Annotated in this window: 20 protein-coding genes; 13 read left to right on the forward strand and 7 right to left on the reverse strand. The window is 68.8% G+C overall.

Going from position 1 to position 18428, the window contains the following annotated elements; translation table 11 throughout:
* Positions 1–39: 39 nt before the first annotated feature.
* Entirely contained in the window at positions 40–1554 is a 1515-nt protein-coding gene (locus AB0F43_RS33985) for an amino acid permease (protein WP_360486449.1), read from the reverse strand.
* Between the two features lie 232 nt (positions 1555–1786).
* Here AB0F43_RS33985 and AB0F43_RS33990 point away from each other — a divergent pair, with 232 nt between their 5' ends.
* Positions 1787–2728 (forward strand): tyrosine recombinase XerC, encoded by a 942-nt coding sequence (locus AB0F43_RS33990; protein WP_360486451.1) that lies wholly within the window; start codon positions 1787–1789, stop codon positions 2726–2728.
* A gap of 85 nt (positions 2729–2813) precedes the next feature.
* Complete coding sequence (locus tag AB0F43_RS33995; RefSeq protein WP_360486453.1) at positions 2814–3293, forward strand: Rrf2 family transcriptional regulator; 480 nt, start codon at positions 2814–2816, stop codon at positions 3291–3293.
* A 10-nt stretch (positions 3294–3303) separates the two neighbouring features.
* Here AB0F43_RS33995 and AB0F43_RS34000 read toward each other — a convergent pair whose 3' ends face one another.
* Positions 3304–4002 carry a M23 family metallopeptidase gene (locus tag AB0F43_RS34000; protein ID WP_360486456.1) on the reverse strand — a complete coding sequence of 233 codons (699 nt, stop codon included), beginning with the start codon at positions 4000–4002 and terminating at the stop codon, positions 3304–3306.
* Positions 4003–4290: 288 nt separating this feature from the next.
* Between AB0F43_RS34000 and rpsB the strand changes: the two genes are divergently transcribed.
* The 6 genes from rpsB to AB0F43_RS34030 all read left to right on the forward strand — a co-directional run bounded on the left by rpsB (position 4291) and on the right by AB0F43_RS34030 (position 9217).
* A complete protein-coding gene (rpsB, locus tag AB0F43_RS34005) occupies positions 4291–5247 on the forward strand; it encodes a 30S ribosomal protein S2 (protein ID WP_360486459.1) in 957 nt (318 codons plus the stop codon).
* A gap of 159 nt (positions 5248–5406) precedes the next feature.
* On the forward strand, positions 5407–6225 hold the full coding sequence (tsf, locus tag AB0F43_RS34010) for a translation elongation factor Ts (RefSeq protein WP_360486462.1): 819 nt from the start codon (positions 5407–5409) through the stop codon (positions 6223–6225).
* Between the two features lie 47 nt (positions 6226–6272).
* Positions 6273–7034, forward strand: coding sequence for a UMP kinase (gene pyrH, locus AB0F43_RS34015; RefSeq protein WP_360486465.1), 762 nt, complete (start codon positions 6273–6275; stop codon positions 7032–7034).
* A gap of 182 nt (positions 7035–7216) precedes the next feature.
* Positions 7217–7774, forward strand: coding sequence for a ribosome recycling factor (frr, locus tag AB0F43_RS34020; protein ID WP_360486468.1), 558 nt, complete (start codon positions 7217–7219; stop codon positions 7772–7774).
* Positions 7774–8616, forward strand: coding sequence for a phosphatidate cytidylyltransferase (locus tag AB0F43_RS34025; protein WP_360486471.1), 843 nt, complete (start codon positions 7774–7776; stop codon positions 8614–8616). Before frr ends, AB0F43_RS34025 begins: the two co-directional genes overlap by 1 nt.
* A gap of 13 nt (positions 8617–8629) precedes the next feature.
* Positions 8630–9217, forward strand: coding sequence for a GNAT family protein (locus AB0F43_RS34030; RefSeq protein ID WP_360486475.1), 588 nt, complete (start codon positions 8630–8632; stop codon positions 9215–9217).
* Here AB0F43_RS34030 and AB0F43_RS34035 read toward each other — a convergent pair.
* A complete protein-coding gene (locus tag AB0F43_RS34035) occupies positions 9210–10217 on the reverse strand; it encodes an LLM class flavin-dependent oxidoreductase (RefSeq protein ID WP_360486478.1) in 1008 nt (335 codons plus the stop codon). The two genes, AB0F43_RS34030 and AB0F43_RS34035, sit on opposite strands and share 8 nt — an antisense overlap.
* Before the next feature lie 29 nt (positions 10218–10246).
* Positions 10247–10828: a TetR/AcrR family transcriptional regulator gene (locus tag AB0F43_RS34040; RefSeq protein ID WP_360486481.1), complete on the reverse strand. Its 582-nt coding sequence runs from the start codon at positions 10826–10828 to the stop codon at positions 10247–10249.
* 81 nt (positions 10829–10909) lie between these two features.
* Here AB0F43_RS34040 and AB0F43_RS34045 point away from each other — a divergent pair, with 81 nt between their 5' ends.
* The gene (locus tag AB0F43_RS34045) at positions 10910–11911 is read left to right on the forward strand and encodes a saccharopine dehydrogenase (RefSeq protein ID WP_360486484.1); all 1002 of its coding nucleotides are present in this window, start codon (positions 10910–10912) and stop codon (positions 11909–11911) included.
* On the opposite strand, the gene AB0F43_RS34050 is transcribed toward AB0F43_RS34045, so the two are convergent.
* On the reverse strand, positions 11908–12315 hold the full coding sequence (locus AB0F43_RS34050; protein WP_360486487.1) for a MarR family transcriptional regulator: 408 nt from the start codon (positions 12313–12315) through the stop codon (positions 11908–11910). The two genes, AB0F43_RS34045 and AB0F43_RS34050, sit on opposite strands and share 4 nt — an antisense overlap.
* A 61-nt stretch (positions 12316–12376) precedes the next feature.
* Between AB0F43_RS34050 and AB0F43_RS34055 the strand changes: the two genes are divergently transcribed.
* The 3 genes from AB0F43_RS34055 to AB0F43_RS34065 all read left to right on the forward strand — a co-directional run bounded on the left by AB0F43_RS34055 (position 12377) and on the right by AB0F43_RS34065 (position 14997).
* The gene (locus tag AB0F43_RS34055; protein ID WP_360486490.1) at positions 12377–13282 is read left to right on the forward strand and encodes an LLM class flavin-dependent oxidoreductase; all 906 of its coding nucleotides are present in this window, start codon (positions 12377–12379) and stop codon (positions 13280–13282) included.
* A gap of 64 nt (positions 13283–13346) precedes the next feature.
* Complete coding sequence (gene rlmN, locus AB0F43_RS34060; RefSeq protein ID WP_360486493.1) at positions 13347–14468, forward strand: 23S rRNA (adenine(2503)-C(2))-methyltransferase RlmN; 1122 nt, start codon at positions 13347–13349, stop codon at positions 14466–14468.
* A 1-nt stretch (position 14469) separates the two neighbouring features.
* Entirely contained in the window at positions 14470–14997 is a 528-nt protein-coding gene (locus AB0F43_RS34065) for a DivIVA domain-containing protein (protein WP_360486496.1), read from the forward strand.
* A gap of 115 nt (positions 14998–15112) precedes the next feature.
* On the opposite strand, the gene AB0F43_RS34070 is transcribed toward AB0F43_RS34065, so the two are convergent.
* Entirely contained in the window at positions 15113–15817 is a 705-nt protein-coding gene (locus tag AB0F43_RS34070; protein ID WP_360486499.1) for an alpha/beta fold hydrolase, read from the reverse strand.
* An 81-nt stretch (positions 15818–15898) separates the two neighbouring features.
* Positions 15899–16987, reverse strand: coding sequence for a Rossmann fold nucleotide-binding protein (locus tag AB0F43_RS34075; protein WP_360486501.1), 1089 nt, complete (start codon positions 16985–16987; stop codon positions 15899–15901).
* A gap of 110 nt (positions 16988–17097) precedes the next feature.
* Here AB0F43_RS34075 and AB0F43_RS34080 point away from each other — a divergent pair, with 110 nt between their 5' ends.
* Positions 17098–18387 carry an aspartate aminotransferase family protein gene (locus AB0F43_RS34080; protein WP_360486504.1) on the forward strand — a complete coding sequence of 430 codons (1290 nt, stop codon included), beginning with the start codon at positions 17098–17100 and terminating at the stop codon, positions 18385–18387.
* Positions 18388–18428: the final 41 nt, after the last annotated feature.

The following is an 18428-nucleotide window of genomic DNA, read 5'->3' on the forward strand; positions in this document are numbered from 1 at the left end:
GGGGCCGACTTTCGGCCTGTGGACAACGCGGAGGGCAGGTCAGCTGCGCATGTGCTTACCGCGGGTCGGCTTCTGCGGCGGCGTACGGACGGCGCGAAGCTCGCCCTCTGGCCGGATCGTCTGCATGCCGCCGGTACCGGGGTCGGTGTCGCCGATGTCGAAGTCCCAGCTGTCCTCGTTGGCCAGGCGGCTGTGCCAGCGCCCGTACAGCCCGTAGATCAGCAGCCCGACGGCCATCCAGATGCCGAACTTGGTCCAGGTGCTCGTCTTCAGGTTGAGCATGAGCCACAGCGTCGACCCCAGCGACAGCAGCGGAATCAACGGCACCATCGGCACCCGGAACCCACGCTCGAGGTTCGGCTCCGACCGGCGCAGCGTGAGCACGCCGATCGCACAGAAGGCGAAGCAGAACAACGCACCGATGACCAGCAGCTCCTCGAGCTCGAGGACTTGCGGGTACAGCGTCAAGGCCAGCGCGGCGAACCCGGCCGCGGCGGCGGCACGCGCCGGGGAGGAGTAGACCCGGCTGACGCGGCCCAGGCTCTTCGGCAGCAGACCATCGCGGCCCATGTTGAACAGCACCCGGCTCTGCGCGATGAGCACGACCATGATCACCGTCATCAGCGCGAGCAGCGCGCCCAGGTTGACCACCTTCGCGGCCCAGCCGACTCCGACCGCGGCCAGCGCTTCCGAGACCGGTGCGCTGCCGCCCAGGTCGCCGTACGGGCGCATGCCGACCAGTACGACGGCCATCGCGATGTACAGGATCGTGACGGCGCCGACGCCGAGCAGCATGCCCTGCGGGACCGTCTTGCGCGGGCTCCGCGCGTCCTCCGACGCGGTCGCGATCAGGTCGAAGCCGATGTAGGCGAACACGATCGAGCCGGCCGCCGTGAAGATGCCCATCATGCCGAACGAGCCGAACGACGAGTCGAGGATCCAGCCGAGCAACGTCGGACTGGCGGTCGCGGGCGCGGCCCGGGCCATCGGCACGAACGGCTGGTAGTTGTCGGTGTTGATGTGCATCGCGCCGACCACCACGACCAGCAGGATGACGGCGACCTTCGCGATCACCACGACCGTGAGCACGCGGGCCGACAGCTTCGTCCCGGTGACGACCATCGCCGTCAGGATCAGCAGCAGCAGTGGTGCGACCAGGTTGACCTTGGCGTCGGGCCCGAAGAACTGCGCCACACCGGTGGGCAGGGTGACCCCGAATCCGTCCAAGGTGGCCAGGAAGTACGCCGACCAGACTCGGGCGACGATCGCGGCGGCGGTGACCAGTTCCAGGACGAGTGCCCAGCCGACCAGCCAGGCCCACATCTCGCCGAAGGTCACGTAACTGAACGTGTAGGCGCTACCGGAGACCGGGATCGTGGACGACAGCTCGGCGTAACAGGCGGCGGCCAGCACGCACACGATCGCCGCGATCACGAACGACAGGATCACGGCCGGACCGGCGACCTTGGCCGCCTGGTTGCCGCTGATGCTGAAGATGCCGGACCCGATCATCACGCCCAGGCCGAGTACGACCAGGTCGCGACGACCGAACATGCGCGGCAGACGGTGCCGCGCGTCCTCGACTCGAGTGAACGCCGACTCGACCGGCAGGCGCCGGCCTACGGTCTGTCCGTTCGCTGAGGGGGCCATGGTCAGGGGTGCCTCCGTTGCTACTAGGGCAATCGGGCCGAACAGTAGTCGACCGTGGGGATATCGACCAGACCTCCTTTCCTCGCCGCCCGCGCGGTGGCTTGCGATGCCGGGTCCGCTCCCGCAAGGTCGAGGCATGACGCCGGACGATGTCGGTACGAACCCTTCCTGGCCGGAGGGTTTCAGAGTGTTACTGACCGACTACGAACGGCATCTGACGGCGGAAAGAGACCTCAGCCAACATTCGGTCAGAGCGTACATCGGAGACGTCGCGGATTTACTCGAACATTTGATTCGGCTTGGTCACGATGATCTCGAGGGTTTGGACATTCACGGGCTGCGGTCGTGGCTGGCCAAGCAGCAGAGTCTCGGGAAGTCGCGCAGCACGATGTCGCGCCGGGCGACCGCCGCACGTGTCTTCACCGCGTGGGCGCAGCGGACCGGGCGGATCAGCACGGATCCCGGCGCTCTGCTCGCCAGTCCACGGCCGCACAAGAGCCTGCCCGGCGTACTGGGACAGGCGGACACGCGGGCTGTCCTGGATGCTGCGGCCGTCGCAGCCGACGACGGCAGTCCGATCGGGCTGCGCGACCTGGCGATCATGGAACTGCTGTACGCGACCGGTGTTCGGGTCGGCGAGCTCTGCGCACTCGACATCGACGACATCGACCCGTCGCGGCGGGTGGTTCGCGTGTTCGGCAAGGGCCGGAAGGAACGCTCGGTCCCGTACGGCGTGCCGGCCTCCGACGCACTACGCCGCTGGCTGGACGAGGCGCGGCCCCAGTTGGTCCGGCCCGGGAGTGGTCCCGCGGTCTTCCTCGGGGCACGCGGCGGCCGGATCGATCAACGTGCGGTACGACGCCTCGTGCACGAGCGGATCGGTGTCGTCGATGCACCGGACCTGTCACCGCACGGGCTCCGGCACACAGCCGCGACCCACCTGCTGGAAGGTGGCGCGGACCTGCGCAGCGTCCAGGAACTCCTCGGTCACGCGTCGCTGGCGACCACGCAGATCTACACCCACATCTCCACCGACCGCCTCCGTCGGGCCTATGAACAGGCCCATCCGCGAGCCTGACGCCTGACAGCCGCTGGCCCGTTCGAAGGTGTGTCCGTGGGTGGGGTACGGCGCGGCGGTGGGGGAATGCGGCAGACTGCGGGGCATGCGGGTTTCGGCGAAGTCTGACTATGCGTTGCGGGCGCTGATCGAGATCACTCAGCGCTGGGTGGCCAACGACCCCTCGGTGGTCTCGGCCGAGGAGCTCAGTCGCGCACAGGGGATTCCGCATGGCTTCCTGCAAGGGATCCTGGCCGATCTCCGGCGCGCGGGGATCCTGGCGAGTCAGCGCGGGCAGTCCGGCGGCTGGAAGCTGGCGGTGGACCCGAACGAGATCTCCGTCGCCGACGTGATGCGCGCGGTGGACGGGCCGATCGTGAGCATCTCCGGCGTGCGCCCCGAGAGCGTCGCGTACAACGAGCGTGCCGTCGTACTGCAGCGCGTCTGGATCGCCGCCCGCGCGAGCCTGCGTGAGGTGCTCGAGCACACCACGCTGATCGACCTGGCCAAGAACAAACTCCCGGCCGGCGTCGAGCGTCGTTCCCGCGACGAAGACGCCTGGCAAGCCCGCGTCCCCGGCAGCTGAACCCAGCCGCCTAGTGCCGTCTGATCATCAGGCCGGCGGCGAGTGTCAGGGCCGCTGTGGTCGCGACGACGGCCGCTGCGGTGCGTTCGCCTCGGGGCGGAGGTGACGGCCCGGCGAGCGGTTTGGGTTGAGGACGGTGCGCAGTAGGTGCCGCATCGGGTGGGGCGAGCGCGACTCTGGCGGGAGTCGGGGTCAGTGGGAGCAGGCGAACCGGACGGTCGGGAAGCAGGGTCAGAGGGTTGAGGTACTGCTTGCCCTGGACCAGGCCCCAGTGGAGGCAGGTCGCGGGTGCACAGTGGGAACCGGCGGCCGACAGGCGGCCGATGACTGTGCCTGGGCTGACCACGGTGCCGACCGTGACTGATGGGACGACCGGTTCATAGGTGGTACGACGGGAGCCTGAGGACAGCACGACGACACCCCGGCCCGCGAGTTGGCCGGCGTACGTGATCGTGCCGGGGGTGGCCGCGAGCACGCCCTGACCGGGAGAGCCGGACAGGTCGACGCCACGGTGGCCGGGCAGCCAGGGCTTGACGGGTAGGTCGAAGCCGCGGACGACCTGCGGTCGAGGTTGCAGCGGCCAGGTGGCCGCCTGCGGCTGGGTGAACGGTGGCGCGCTTGCCGCCGCGGCTGTCGGTGGTGACGCCGCAGTCGTGAGGACCAGGGCGGCGAGGGCCAGGGTGGGCAGCAGGAATTGGATTCGCTTCATGCCTGGAACATGCCGTGACAGGAGCTGCTCACGGACGGTGAGTTCGGGGCCTGTGGACAACCGCAGCCCGGTTCGCCTCCACCCCCACTGGTCCCGTACACTTCCGGTGGCGTCCCCTGTGAATGGGACGACTACGCATGCCCGCACAAGAGCGCGTTCTCCTCGGTCCCGGCTGACCCCGGGATGAGTCCGCGCGACGGGCATCAGGAGTGGCGGACCACCCGGTCCGGCGCGGATAACCGAGCATGACCCGGAAGAGCACCCGGGTCGACAGGAGGAAACACCCTCATGGCCGTCGTGACCATGAAGCAGCTCCTTGAGAGCGGCGTGCACTTCGGGCACCAGACCCGGCGCTGGAACCCGAAGATGAAGCGCTACATCCTCACCGAGCGCAACGGCATCTACATCATCGACCTGCAGCAGTCGCTGTCGTACATCGACCGCGCCTACGAGTTCGTCCGGAGCACTGTCGCCTCCGGTGGCGCGATCCTGTTCGTCGGCACCAAGAAGCAGGCCCAGGAAGCGATCGCCGAGCAGGCCACCCGCGTCGGCATGCCGTACGTGAACCAGCGCTGGCTGGGCGGCATGCTCACCAACTTCCAGACCGTGAACAAGCGGCTCCAGCGGCTCAAGGAGCTCGAGCTCATCGACTTCGACGACGTGGCCGCTTCCGGCGTCACGAAGAAGGAGCTGCTGCAGAAGCGGCGCGAGCACGACAAGCTGCTGAAGACCCTCGGCGGTATCCGCGACATGGCCCGGGTTCCGGCCGCCGTGTGGATCGTGGACACCAAGAAGGAGCACCTCGCGGTCGACGAGGCGCGCAAGCTGAAGCTGCCGATCATCGGCATCCTGGACACCAACTGCGACCCCGACGAGGTCGACTTCCCGATCCCGGGGAACGACGACGCGATCCGCTCGGTCGGCCTGCTGACCCGCGTGGTCGCCGACGCCGTCGCCGACGGCCTGATGGCCCGCTCGGGTCAGGGCGCCGCCGCGGCCGGTGAGGAGCTGGGCGCCGAGGAGCCGATGGCCGCCTGGGAGCGGGAGCTGCTGGAGAGCCAGAACGGCACCGCCAAGACCGACGCGGTGGCCGAGCAGCCGCCGGTCGCCACGACCGACGCGGTCGCCGAGCAGCCGCCGGTCGCCGAGTCCGGTGCGGTGGCGGAGACGGTCGCCAAGGCCGACGACACCCCGGTCGTGCCGGTCGACCCGGCCGAGGCGTCCGAGAAGTCCGACGAGGCCTGACAGCCCTGAGTGCCGCCCGGCTCACGCCGGGCGGCACCCACCCAAGTAGCAGCCGCGGGAACGCCCGCCGAGTCCACCCGGCCGGACCGAAGAGAGCCCGGCGGGGATCAACCAGCAGGCCGCCCACCCAGCCGCACCGACAAGACGAGAGAACGAGGAATGGCGAACTACACCGCCGCTGACGTGAAGAAGCTCCGCGACGCCACCGGCGCGGGCATGATGGACGCCAAGAAGGCGCTCGAGGCGACCGACGGCGACTTCGAGAAGGCGATCGAGGAGCTGCGCATCAAGGGCGCGGCCAAGGCCGCCAAGCGGGGCGCCGAGCGCTCCGCCACCAACGGCCTGGTGGCCGCGGCGGAGAACGCCCTGGTCCAGCTCAACTGCGAGACCGACTTCGTCGCCAAGAACGAGCAGTTCCAGCAGCTGGCCGCCGACATCGTCGCGCACGCCGCCGCGAGCAAGGTGGGCGACGTCGAGGGCCTGCTGAACGAGAAGCTGGCCGACGGCAAGAGCGTCGCCGAGAACATCGAGGCGCTGGCCGCGGTCATCGGCGAGAAGCTCGAGCTCGGCAAGGTGGCCGTGTTCGACGGCCAGGTGGCGGCGTACATGCACAAGCGTGCCGCGGACCTGCCGGCCCAGGTCGGCGTGCTGGTCGAGTTCGAGGGCGACAACGTGGAGGCCGCCCGTGGCGCCGCCATGCAGGCCGCCGCGATGCGCCCGCTCTACACCACGCGCGACGAGGTCCCGGCCGAGACGGTCGAGAACGAGAAGCGGATCGCCGAGGCGACCGCCCGCGAGGAGGGCAAGCCGGAGCAGGCCCTGCCGAAGATCGTCGAGGGCCGGGTGAACGGCTTCTTCAAGGAGGTCGTGCTGCTCGAGCAGCCGTCGGTCCAGGAGAGCAAGAAGACCGTAAAGGCCGTTCTCGACGAGGCCGGCGTGACCGTGAAGCGGTTCGCCCGCTTCGAGGTCGGCGCCTGAGCTCCGAAGGAATCAGCAGGACAGCAACGATCGAGGAGGCCGGAATCGTGACGGAAGCCCTGGGTACCGAGACGAGACCGGCCTCTTCGCCGTTCGATCCGGCCTACCACCGGGTGCTGCTCAAGCTGTCGGGTGAGGTGTTCGGCGGCGGCAAGCTCGGCGTCGACCCCGACGTGGTGAACTCGATCGCCAAGCAGATCGCCGAGGTGGCCCGGACCGGTGTCCAGGTCGCCGTGGTGGTCGGCGGCGGCAACTTCTTCCGCGGCGCCGAGCTGCAGCAGCGCGGGATGGAGCGGAACCGGGCCGACTACATGGGCATGCTTGGCACCGTGATGAACTGCCTGGCCCTGCAGGACTTCCTGGAGAAGCTCGGCATCGAGACCCGGGTGCAGACCGCGATCACGATGGGCCAGGTCGCCGAGCCGTACATCCCGCGCAAGGCCGAGCGGCACCTGGAGAAGGGCCGCGTGGTGATCTTCGGCGCCGGCTCCGGCATGCCGTACTTCTCCACCGACACGGTCGCCGCCCAGCGGGCGCTGGAGATCGGCGCCGAGGCGCTGCTGATGGGCAAGCAGGGCGTGGACGGGGTGTACGACTCCGACCCGAAGCAGAACCCGGACGCGGTGAAGTTCGACCAGCTCTCGTACGACGACTTCCTGGCCCGCGGCCTGCGGGTGGCCGACGCCACCGCGATCAGCCTGGCCCGGGACAACGCGCTGCCGATCGTCATCTTCGGCCTCGAGGAGGGCAACATCGCCCGGGTGGTCCGGGGCGAGAAGATCGGCACCGTCGTCTCGGCCGGTCACTAGGCCGACGCGTACGGCGTACGCCGTACCGGAGGACCGGGATCGGCCCGGCGGGGGACAAGCACTAGGATCGTTCGACACGGGCGGTGACGTCCGTGGTCTGGTAGACCTGCGTTCGTAGGGTTCCTGTGTTCGTTGGTTTGGAGTGGCCGCGCCGAGGCGGCCCTGAGGAAGCGAGGAATGTCGTGATCGACGAAGCTCTCCGCGAAGCCGAGCAGAAGATGGCGAAGGCCGTGGAGGTCGCGAAGGACGACTTCGCCGCGATCCGCACCGGCCGGGCCCACCCGCAGATGTTCGCGGGCATCCTGGCCGACTACTACGGTAGCCCGACGCCGCTGCAGCAGCTGGCCGGTTTCCAGGTGCCGGAGCCCCGGACGGTGCTGATCTCGCCGTACGACAAGGGGGCGATGGCGGCGATCGAGAAGGCGATCCGTGACTCCGACCTGGGCGTGAACCCGGGCAACGACGGTTCGGTGATCCGGGTGGTGATGCCGCAGCTGACCGAGGAGCGGCGCAGGGAGTACATCAAGGTGGCCAAGTCCAAGGCCGAGGAGGCCCGGGTCTCGGTCCGCAACATCCGCCGGCACGCCATGGACCAGGTGCACAAGACCGTCAAGGGCGGCGAGGCGGGCGAGGACGAGGGCAAGAGTGCTGAGAAGCGGCTCGACGGGTTGACGAAGAAGTACGTCGACTCGATCGACGAGCTGCTCAAGCACAAGGAAGCCGAACTGCTCGAGGTGTGATGGGCGTCGAGAGCACGCCCGTGCCGAGTCCGAGCCCGAGCCGCGCCGGGCGGAACCTGCCCGCGGCCATCGCGGTCGGGGTCGGCCTCGGCGCGCTGATCCTCGGATCGCTGTTCTGGCAGAAGGTCCTGTTCACCGTCCTGGTGCTGGCTGTCGTCGTGGTGGCCGTGGACGAGATGATCAAGGCGCTGCGCACCGGTGGCGCGGTGATCCCGCGGATTCCGCTGTTCATCGGTACGACGGCGATGCTGGTGGCGGCGTACTTCGGTGGGCCGATGGCGCTGCTGGTCGCGCTGGCGATCACGGTGCTGGCGACGATCTTCTGGCGGATGCCGGGAGGTTCGGTCGGGTTCGTCCGCGACGCCAGTGCCGGGGTGTTCCTGATCGGCTATGTCCCGCTGCTGGCCGGGTTCGCGATCCTGCTGGTCCAGCCGGAGGCAGACGGGCCACAGCGGGTGGTGACGTTTTTCCTGGTCGTGGTCGCCAGCGACGTCGGCGGCTACGCGGCCGGTGTCCTGTTCGGCAAGCACCCGATGGCGCCGGCGATCAGCCCGAAGAAGTCCTGGGAGGGTTTCGCGGGTTCGGCGCTCGGCTGTATCGGTGCCGGCATCGGCGCGGTCGTCTGGTTGCTGGACGGGCAGTGGTGGGCCGGTGCGATCATCGGCGCGGTCGCCGTCTGCACGGCGACCGTGGGCGATCTCGGCGAGTCGATGATCAAGCGGGACCTCGGTATCAAAGACATGTCCAACCTGCTGCCCGGTCATGGCGGCGTGATGGACCGGCTGGACTCGCTGTTGGCAACGGCGCCCGCGGTCTGGCTCCTGTTGCACCTACTCGTCTGACTGGGGGACATCGATGACCATCGCTCCTGACGGCCGGCCGCTGGTCGGCAACGTCGTACGGCTGGACCGGCTCGTTGCCGCTGACATCGAACCGTTGTACGACGCGATCGCGCACGAGCAGGTGTATGCGTCCGGGTTCGCCGGCGGTGTCGCCGGGATGCCCGCCGACGCCGCGCACATGGCCGAGCAGTGGGTCGAGTCGTCCGCTCAGCGGGTGGCGTATGTCGTCCGGCTGGTTGCCGACGGCACCGTGGTCGGTACGACCAGCCTCGGCGACGTGGACCTTCCGAACGAGTCGGTCCACCTCGGCTGGACTGCCTACGCACCGTCGGTGTGGGCGACCGCGGTCAACCCGGAGTGCAAGTTGCTCCTGCTGCGCCACGCGTTCGAGGACTGTGGCTTCGGCCGGGTGAAGATTCAGACGGGTACGGCGAACACCCGCTCGCAAGCGGCGATCGCGAAGCTGGGTGCGACCCGGGAGGGCGTACTGCGTCGGCACAAGCGGATGGCGGACGGCTCGTTCCGCGACACCGTGGTGTTCTCGATCCTGGCCGACGAGTGGCCGGAGGTCCGCAAGCGGCTCGAGGACCGGCTCAGCTGACGGAACTGCGAGTGCCGGCCAGCTCGGCGAGGGCGGCGTACGAGTTGAGCAGGTCCGCCCGGTCGTAGGTGCTTGTCGTCAGCAACACCTCGTCTGCCGCGGTACGGCGTACGAGACCGCCCAGTGCGGCGTCGACCTCCTCCGGAGTGCCGTAGATCTGACCGCGGAGAGACTGCTCGAAGAACCCGCGCTCCTTCTCGGTCATGTGCCGTTGCTGCACCGGCTCCAGCGGTGGGAAGACTCCACGCGTGCGCGAGTAGGCGCTGGCCCACGCTTCAGGCAGTAAGAGCTGCCTGGCCTCCTCAGTCGTACTGGCAACCACAGCAGTCGTTGCCAGTACGACGTACGGCCTCGGAGCCCACGTGGACGGCTGGAACTCGGTGCGGTAGCGCTCCAGGAGCTGCAGCAGGTCTGACTCGGCTCTGACGCCGGCAATGACCAGCGGGAGGCCCAGGGACGCTGCAAGGAGTGCGCCTTCTCCTACCGCGAGGATGAAGGGTGGGACGCGCAGTCCTTCGCCGGGGCGGGCATGGACCTGTGGATGGCTTTGCTGCGTGCCGTCGAAGTACCCGAGGAGCTCTCGGACCTGTACGGCGAAGTCCTCGGCCGCATCCTTCTCCACGCCGAGTGCGCGCCGGATGCCGTTGGTGAAGCCTACTGAGCGGCCCAGACCCATGTCGATGCGTCCGGGGAAGAGCGACTCCAGCACGCCGAACTGCTCAGCCACAACCAGCGGTCGGTGGTTCGGCAGCATCACACCGCCAGTGCCCACTCGGATTCGGCTCGTGCCGGCCGCGACGGCCGCAGCCAGCACAGTCGGCGCGGAGCCGACCACTCCGGGAACGCTGTGGTGCTCAGAGACCCAGAACCGCTTGAAACCAAGCGCCTCCACCTGCTGGGCCAACGCCACCGTCTGTCGCAGCGTCTCCGCTTCAGACTCCCCAAGCCGTGTCCGCGACCGGTCGAGCACGGACAGCGGCACCCCGGTCAGCGATGGCATATCCGGTCCAACCGCTGCACCCCACAGCCTCATTCCCGCGCGACGTTGCCGACGATCAGGTCGGTCAGCGCGGCGATGGCGTCGGCGGCGGTCGCCCGCTGCAGATTCAGCTCGGTCGCGATCGCTTCGGCCGCACCCAGTACGCCGATGCAGCGCAGCTGAAGCGCCTCCCTCGGCAGGCGGGAGTGCGGCGCCAGGGCGGCGGCCATCACTTTGACGTATTCCTCGAGCAGTTCGTGCTGCATGGCCTCGGCTTCCGGATTTCCTTTCAGCGCGGCGGAGACGGCCGCGAACTCCGGCATGTCGGTGGCACAGGCGAAGTACGCGGTGCTCATGACGTGAGCGATCGCGTCGGCGGTTGGTTCGGCAGCTTCCAGCGCCTCGATCAACGCCGCCCGGTGCCGCTCGTCGAGTCGCCTGTAGACCTCGAGCAGGAGGCCGGTGCGGGTGCCGAAGTGGTCGTAGACGATCGGTCTGCTCACCCCGGCGGCCTCCGCAAGGGTGACCAGCGTCAGTCCGTCGGAGCCGCGGGTGCGCACGATCCCGACGGCGGCGTCGAGCAACTGTTCCCGTCTGGCCTGCTTTGACAGGCGGATCGGTGCTGGCGTCATGGGCCTCCTTGCGTCGCGACCCAGTCTAAGCTACAAAGTGTAGGTTACAAAATGTAGCCAAGCACTCGAGGAGGGTTCACGGTGAAATCTGTACTGATGCTGGGTGGCTCGGGGCAGGCGGGTTCAGGGACCGCGGCGTTGCTGCGCCGTTGGTATCCGGCGCTGCCACTGACCATCGCGGGCCGCGACATCGACCGAGCGCGACGGGTGGCCGACGCACTGGGAGGGGCCACAGCGACGACCATCGATCTGCGCCGCCAAGACCTCGGTCTCCCGGATGATCACGGCTACTCTGCGGTGATCGCGACGCTCTGGGACGACCACCTGCACGCGCTGCGGTACGCACAGGACCGGGGATTGCCGTACTTCAGCATCTCCAGCGGCCTGGTGGAGATCGCGCCGGAGGTGGTGGCGAGCGCTCAGAGTTCGAGCCCCGCCCCGACCTTGGTGGCCAGCCACTTCTGCGCCGGTGTGCTCGTCCTCGCGGTCATGGATCTAGTCCGGGACCTCGGCCGCGTCGACACCATCCGGATCGGCGCGGTGCTGGACGAGTCCGACATCGGTGGGCCGGCGGGGCTCGCCGATCTGGAGCGGTGGTCTGCGGCCACTCCGGCGGGATTGGTACGCCGCGACGGCGTCTTCCACTGGGTCAACGGCGCTGACGCGGAGGCCGCCGTGACGACGCTCGACGGCACTGTCATGTCCGGGCAGCGCATCGGCATTCTCGACGTACCGAGCATCGCGCTGGCCACGCGTGCGGCGAACGTGAGCTTCGATTTCGCGGTCGGGGAGTCGGCCGGCCGGCGTCGCGGTGAAGGCGCGTCGCTCGAGGTCCGGATCGATCTCGACGGAACAGACACAGCGGGTACGCCGCTCAGCCGGAGCCACTATCTGGTCCATCCGGAGGGGCAGCGGCCGTTGACCGCGCTTGGCATCGCCCTCGGCGTCGAACGGCTGCTCGGTCTCCGTGGTGAGCCTGTCCCGCCCGGCATCCACACACCCGAGGCGATCCTCGACCCCGCCTACGTGGTTGAGAGGCTGGCAGAAATCGGCGCTGCGTTCGTCGAAGGCTCGCCCAGCTAGTCGGCGTCGAGGAGTTTGCGAAGGTCCTCGCGAAAGCGGCGGCTGGACGTCAGTGGGGCGAGGAAGGCCTGCTCGACCTTGATGCGGACCTCCTCGGCCTTCTCCAAGGTGTCCTCGCCGTGCGGCGTGAGGGCGACGATGTTGCGGCGGCGGTCCGCCGGGCTGCGGCGGCGTTCGATCAGGCCGCGGTCCTCCAGGGCATCGAGCAGGTCCCCGATGGAGGTCCGGTCGACACCCAGCCGGGCCGCGACCTCCAGCTGGGAGAGCGGCTCCTCCGACGCGACCGTCGACAGCACCGCGAGATCGCGGCCATTGATACCGAACGGCTCCAGCGCCTTGGCCTGCTCCTCGGTCAGCCGCGCCTGCACGTGCTTGAGCAGATACCCCAGCCGGTCGGACAGCATGGGACAAATCTACCGGTAACCTGATCTTCAGGAGAGCTGATCGTCAGCTAGACTGATGATTATGCCACCGACCTTCGGACTGAAGACCACCCCGATGCACGTCTCGTACGCCGACATCCAGCGTGTCTGGCTGGAGGCGGACGAGCTCCCCGAGTTCCGCGACGCTTGGCTGTGGGACCACTTCCTCCCGCTCGCCGGCCCGAAGGACGGCCCGGTCCTGGAGGGGTGGACGCTGCTCGCCGCGCTGGCTGCTCAGACCACCCGCCTCCGCCTCGGCCTGCTCGTGACGAGCAACCGGATCCGTCCGCCGGCCGTGCTCGGCAAGATCGCCAGCACGCTCGACGTCATCTCCGGAGGTCGCCTGGTCATGGGTCTCGGTGCCGGCGGCACCCATCAGCCGCCCGGCGCCGGCGGCATTCCAGGCGACAACCCCGCCGTCGCGGAGTACGCGGCGTACGGGCTGACCCTGGTCCCGCCGCGCGAAGGTGTGGATCGGCTGCGCGAGGCCGTCGAGATCCTGCGCGGCATGTGGACCCAGGACGTCTTCGACTTCCACGGCCGCTACTACACCCTCGAGGCGAACCGGAACGAGCCGAAACCGATCCAGCCCGCCGGCCCGCCATTGCTGATCGGTGGCTGGGGCAACCGGATGATGCGCCTGATCGCCGAGACCGCCGACAGTTGGAACATCAGCGGCCCGCCACACAACGACTTCGACTTCCTCGCCGATCGGATTCGGCGCCTGGACGCGGAGTGCGCCCGGATAGGCCGGGATCCGCTCGACATCAGCCGCTCACTCCAGCAGATCGTCTCGTACGACGATACCGCCGCCACCCGGTCCGTGGTCCGCCGTGCGGTCGCCCTCGGCTTCGACCACATCGTCTTGTCGCTGCCCCGCCCGTACCCCGCCAAAGCCGCGCACTGGCTGCGCGACGAGATCATCCACCCGGTCCTGGACCAGGTGTGATCCTGGGCACGCGGGGGATGTGAATTTGTGAAGCACGTCGGCCGCGGGCGACAATGGGTCGGTTATGACTACCTCCCTTCCGCTTGTTTTCGATGAGCCGCGCCGTGCCAAGAAGCCGCCGCGGCATCTGGCCGACCTGTCCGGGGAGGAGCGGCGTACGGCGGTCGCCGCGCTGGGTGAGCCCGCGTTCCGGGCCAAGCAGTTGTCGAACCACTACTTCTCCCGGCTGGTCTCCGACCCGGCCGAGATGACCGATCTGCCGGCCGCCACCCGGGACAAGCTGGTCGCGGAGCTGATGCCGCCGCTGCTCACCCGGGTACGCGACCTGGAGTGTGACAACGGGCAGACCCGGAAGACCCTGTGGAAGCTGCTCGACGGCTCGCTGGTCGAGTCGGTCCTGATGCGGTATCCGGACCGCGTCACGATGTGCGTGTCCTCGCAGGCGGGCTGTGGGATGGCATGCCCGTTCTGCGCGACCGGCCAGGCGGGCCTGACCCGCAACATGACCACGGCGGAGATCGTCGAGCAGGTCGTCGACGGTGCCCGCGCGCTGTCCCGCGGCGAGATCGCGGGCGGCCCCGGCCGGGTCAGCAACATCGTGTTCATGGGCATGGGTGAGCCGATGGCCAACTACAAGGCCGTGATCGGCGCCGTACGGCGATTCACCGACCCGTCGCCGGAGGGACTCGGCATCTCCGCCCGTGGTGTCACGGTGTCGACCGTCGGCCTGGTCCCGCGGATCAACCAGCTCGCCACCGAGGGCATACCGGTCACGCTCGCGCTGTCGCTGCACGCGCCGGACGACGAGCTGCGCGACGAGCTGGTGCCGATCAACAACCGCTGGAAGGTCGACGAGGTGCTCGACGCGGCCTGGGCGTACGCGCAGCAGACCAAGCGCCGGGTGTCGATCGAGTACGCGATGATCCGCGACATCAACGACCACGCCTGGCGTGCGGATCTGCTGGCGGAGAAGCTGGCCGCGCGGGGCGACTGGGGCTGGGTGCACGTCAACCTGATCCCGCTGAACCCGACGCCCGGCTCCAAGTGGACCGCGTCGGACCCGGCTGACGAGCGCGAGTTCGTCCGCCGCCTTCAGGCCGGCGGCATTCCGACGACTGTCCGCGACACCCGCGGTCAGGAGATCGACGGCGCCTGCGGGCAGCTCGCCGCGGCGAACAAGGCGTGACGTGCTGAAGCCCGAGTTCACCGTCCGCCGGATCGGGGACCGCTACGACCGTGCCGAGGTGGACGCCTTCGTCGAGCGCATCCTCGCCACCGTGGGCCGGACGTCGTCGCCGGCCCTGACGACGGCGGACCTGCGGACCGTCGCGTTCCGCACGCCGCTGCTGGGCGCCGGCTACTCCGCCGAGGAAGTCGACGACTTCCTCTCGGCCGCCGAGCAGTGGATGCCTGACCGCCCGGTCGCCGGACAGGCACCTGCCGGCCCGGTCGCCGGACAAGGGCCTACCGGCCCGCAGTGGCCGTCGCCCAGGTTCACGCCGGTCCGGCTGCGGGAGGGATACGACATGATGGAGGTCGATGAATTCGTCGACCGCGTGCTGGCGACCGTCAACGGGCAGCCGGTCGAGCGCCCGGTCACAGCGCGCGAGATCCGGAACGCGCAGTTCTCCCCGGTGCGGATGCGCGAAGGCTACGACGTCGCCGAGGTCGACATGTTCCTGGAGCGCGCTGAGGAGTGGCTCACGGGACGCTAAACCCGGCGAGCGGGACGGTCAGGACAGCACGTTCGGCCGGTCGAGGATCCAGCGCCAGCTGCCGTCGGGTTGGCGGCGCGCGAGGCCAGATCGTTGGGCTCGCGGGCAACCTCCATCAGGCCAGTCCGCTGAAGATCTTCGCCAGTGCGGCCGGTTGCGAGAACATCGGCCAGTGGCCGGTTGGCAGCTCGGCCAGCTCCCAGTCGGGTGACCTGAGCTGCTCGGCCACGTCGCGCGACGGGTCGGCGCCGTCCATCAGGCACTTGATGTAGGTGGTCTGCAGCTGGCCGATTGGGCGGACCAGTTGAGCCGGCTCGGAGATGGCCCGCCCGGGGTGCGGCGTACTGCGGCTGACGATCACAGCGATCGCCTGGTCCGACAGGTCCTGGTCGACGTAGTCCTCGGCGGTCAGCGGTGGCCAGAAACCACCCGACTCCGCCATCTGGTCCTCGACCCAGGCACGTCCCTCGTCAGACCAGCCGTCGATGAACGACTTGCCGTCGGTCGGGATGTTCGAGTCGACGTACACCACTCGCCGCAGACGGTCGCCGATCCGCGTCGCAGCCTGGCCTACCGGGATGCCGGCGTAGCTGTGCCCGGCGAGCACGACATCGCGCAGGTCGTTGCCCTCGACCACCGAGACGATGTCCTCGACGTGCTGCGACTGGCCGACCTGGGCGGAGTCCGGCCCATGCCGCTCCGCAAGCCCGGACAGCGTCACGGCGTACACCTCATGCCCTTCCGCGCGCAGCAGCCCGGCCACCTCGTCCCACGCCCACGCACCAAGCCACGCCCCAGGAACCAACACGAAGTTCGTCATGGCCCGCACCGTAGAACACTCCACCGACAAAACTCTCCCGGCTTTTCGGAGGGCATACACCGGCGAAGCTCAGCAAGCTTCTCAACTGACCAGGGCGGCGGCTTCTTCGATGGTGTCGACGAGGTGGATGGGCATTGGGCTCTTTGAGGCCAGGGCTTGTAGTAGGGGCCAGACCGGGAGGGTGATGGTCCAGTGCTCGATGCCGATCAGGATGAGGGGGACTTGGGTGGCCGGGTCGCCGTAGTAGTTGGGCGTGACGGCCTGGAAGATCTCCTGGACGGTGCCGGCGGCGCCGGGGAGGTACAGGATGCCGCCGCGGGCGCGGTTGAGCAGGACGTCCTCGCGCTGGGCGTTGGAGAAGTACTTCGCGATCGACGACGCGAACACATTCGGCGGCTCGTGCCCGTAGAACCACGTCGGAATGGACACTCCACCATCGCCAGGGAACTCACGTCGTACGCCGAGACCCGCCGCGGCCCACGCCGCCACCGAGGGTTGGAACGACGGTACGGCGGCCAGCGTCGGGAGAGCCGTGTCGACGACGGAATCGTCGTACCCGGACAGTGAGGCACCGAGGTTGGCGGCCTCCATGGCGCCCGGACCGCCGCCGGTGACGACGGTGTGGCCGGCGCGGGCGAGGGTCCGGCCCAGGAGCACGGCCGAGCGGTACGCCGTACTGGCGCGAGCGACCCCGTGGCCGCCCATCACGCCGATCCACGGGCGGTCGTCGGGCAGCTCGGTGAGGGCGTCGGCGATGGCGTGGTCGTGGAGGGCGGCGGCCAGGGTACGGCTGGTGTCACCCTTCTCGTCGTGCTGCCGGGACCAGGCGTAGATCCGCGCGTCCGGAGTGGCGTCGTACCCGTTCTCGAGGCCGGCGTAGAGCTCCTCGGCGTCGTACAGGGTGCCGCGGTAGGCGTCGAAGGGCAGCGACGGGATCGTCGGGAAGACGAGGCCGCCTCCGTCGCGGATCCAGGCCTCGGCCTTGTCCTCCAGGGCGCAGCCGAGGAACAGTGAGCCCATCGGGTTGAGGCCGAGGAGCTCGGCAGTCCGGCCGGACAGGTCGACGGACTGCACCCGCCAGCCCTCCATCGACACGGCCCCGGCGGCCAGGATCCGGTCGAAATGCGCCAGCGACTCGATGTCGACGTGCGGAATGCTCGGCAATGTCACGAGCAGCACCCTAACGAACCGGAACGCACCCCGAACCGAGCCTGCATTCTTCACGCACTTTCATAGACCTTCCCTATGACGAGGCGGTGCGATGAGGTAATCCTTGGGGCATGACACATGCGGAGCTGTGGGAGCGTCACAAGGCCGTCATGCCGGACTGGCTCGCGTTGTACTACGAGGAGCCGATCGAGATCGTCGAGGGATCCGGCCGCCGGGTCACCGACGGCGAGGGCAACACCTACCTCGACTTCTTCGCCGGCATCCTGACCAACGCGATCGGCTACGACATCGCGGAGATTTCCGACGCGGTGCGCGAGCAGCTGGCCACCGGTATCGCGCACACCTCGACGGTGTACCTGATCCGCAAGCAGATCGAGCTGGCCGAGCGGATCGCGGAGCTGTCGGGTATCCCGGACGCCAAGGTGTTCTTCGCCAACTCCGGCACCGAGGCGAACGAGGCGGCCCTCCTGCTCGCCACCCAGAACCGCCGCTCCAACCAGGTCCTGGCGATGCGCAACTCGTATCACGGCCGGGCGTTCGGCACGGTCGCGATCACGGGCAACCGCGGCTGGTCCGCGAGCAGCCTGTCGCCGGTCAACGTCCAGTACCTGCAGGGTGCGTACCGGTACCGCAGCCCGTTCCGCGACCTGCCCGACGCCGACTACATCAAGGTCTGCGTCGACGACCTGCGCAACGTCATCGAGACCACCACCTCCGGCGACGTCGCCTGCCTGATCGCCGAGCCGATCCAGGGCGTCGGCGGGTTCTCCTCGCCACCGGACGGGTTGTACGGCGCCTTCAAGGAGGTGCTCGACGAGTACGGGATCCTTCTCATCTCCGACGAGGTGCAGACCGGGTGGGGCCGGACCGGTGAGCACTTCTGGGGGATCCAGGCGCACGGCGTGGTGCCGGACGCGATGACGTTCGCGAAGGGCCTGGGCAACGGGTTCGCGATCGGTGGCGTGGTGGCCAAGCCCGGCCTGATGGACAGCCTGAGCGCCAACTCGCTGTCCACCTTCGGCGGCAACCCGATCTCCACCAGCGCGGCGAAGGCGACTATCGACTACCTGCTCGACCACGACCTCCAGGCGAACGCGGCCAAGCGTGGCGCCCAGCTTGCCGACGGGTTACGCGGGATCTCGGAGGAGTTCCCCGAGCTCGGGGATGTTCGCGGCAAGGGCCTGATGCTGGCCGCCGAGATCGTCAAGCCGGACGACAACAGTCCCGACCCGGCGACCACCGCCAAACTCCAGCAGGAGACCAAGAACCGCGGCCTCCTCATCGGCAAGGGCGGCCTGTACGGCAACGTCCTGCGGATGGCCCCGCCGATGACCCTGACCGAAGCCGAGACCACCGAAGCACTGGAGATCATCCGGGACTCTTTCAACACTCTGCGCTGACCCGCGCCGGTGCCCGAACATGACGGTGCCCCCGGTACGGC

It is taken from the genome of Kribbella sp. NPDC023972, from assembly GCF_040639075.1.
Lineage (GTDB): Bacteria > Actinomycetota > Actinomycetes > Propionibacteriales > Kribbellaceae > Kribbella.

Excerpts from the sequence above, each read along its gene's own strand:
- AB0F43_RS33985 (WP_360486449.1), bottom strand. The coding sequence starts at position 1,554 with ATGTTCGGTCGTCGCGACCTGGTCGTACTCGGCCTGGGCGTGATGATC.
- AB0F43_RS33990 (WP_360486451.1), top strand. The coding sequence starts at position 1,787 with ATGACGCCGGACGATGTCGGTACGAACCCTTCCTGGCCGGAGGGTTTC.
- AB0F43_RS33995 (WP_360486453.1), top strand. The coding sequence starts at position 2,814 with ATGCGGGTTTCGGCGAAGTCTGACTATGCGTTGCGGGCGCTGATCGAG.
- AB0F43_RS34000 (WP_360486456.1), bottom strand. The coding sequence starts at position 4,002 with ATGAAGCGAATCCAATTCCTGCTGCCCACCCTGGCCCTCGCCGCCCTG.
- rpsB (WP_360486459.1), top strand. The coding sequence starts at position 4,291 with ATGGCCGTCGTGACCATGAAGCAGCTCCTTGAGAGCGGCGTGCACTTC.
- tsf (WP_360486462.1), top strand. The coding sequence starts at position 5,407 with ATGGCGAACTACACCGCCGCTGACGTGAAGAAGCTCCGCGACGCCACC.
- AB0F43_RS34025 (WP_360486471.1), top strand. The coding sequence starts at position 7,774 with ATGGGCGTCGAGAGCACGCCCGTGCCGAGTCCGAGCCCGAGCCGCGCC.
- AB0F43_RS34030 (WP_360486475.1), top strand. The coding sequence starts at position 8,630 with ATGACCATCGCTCCTGACGGCCGGCCGCTGGTCGGCAACGTCGTACGG.
- AB0F43_RS34035 (WP_360486478.1), bottom strand. The coding sequence starts at position 10,217 with ATGCCATCGCTGACCGGGGTGCCGCTGTCCGTGCTCGACCGGTCGCGG.
- AB0F43_RS34040 (WP_360486481.1), bottom strand. The coding sequence starts at position 10,828 with ATGACGCCAGCACCGATCCGCCTGTCAAAGCAGGCCAGACGGGAACAG.
- AB0F43_RS34050 (WP_360486487.1), bottom strand. The coding sequence starts at position 12,315 with ATGCTGTCCGACCGGCTGGGGTATCTGCTCAAGCACGTGCAGGCGCGG.
- AB0F43_RS34055 (WP_360486490.1), top strand. The coding sequence starts at position 12,377 with ATGCCACCGACCTTCGGACTGAAGACCACCCCGATGCACGTCTCGTAC.
- rlmN (WP_360486493.1), top strand. The coding sequence starts at position 13,347 with ATGACTACCTCCCTTCCGCTTGTTTTCGATGAGCCGCGCCGTGCCAAG.
- AB0F43_RS34070 (WP_360486499.1), bottom strand. The coding sequence starts at position 15,817 with ATGACGAACTTCGTGTTGGTTCCTGGGGCGTGGCTTGGTGCGTGGGCG.
- AB0F43_RS34080 (WP_360486504.1), top strand. The coding sequence starts at position 17,098 with ATGACACATGCGGAGCTGTGGGAGCGTCACAAGGCCGTCATGCCGGAC.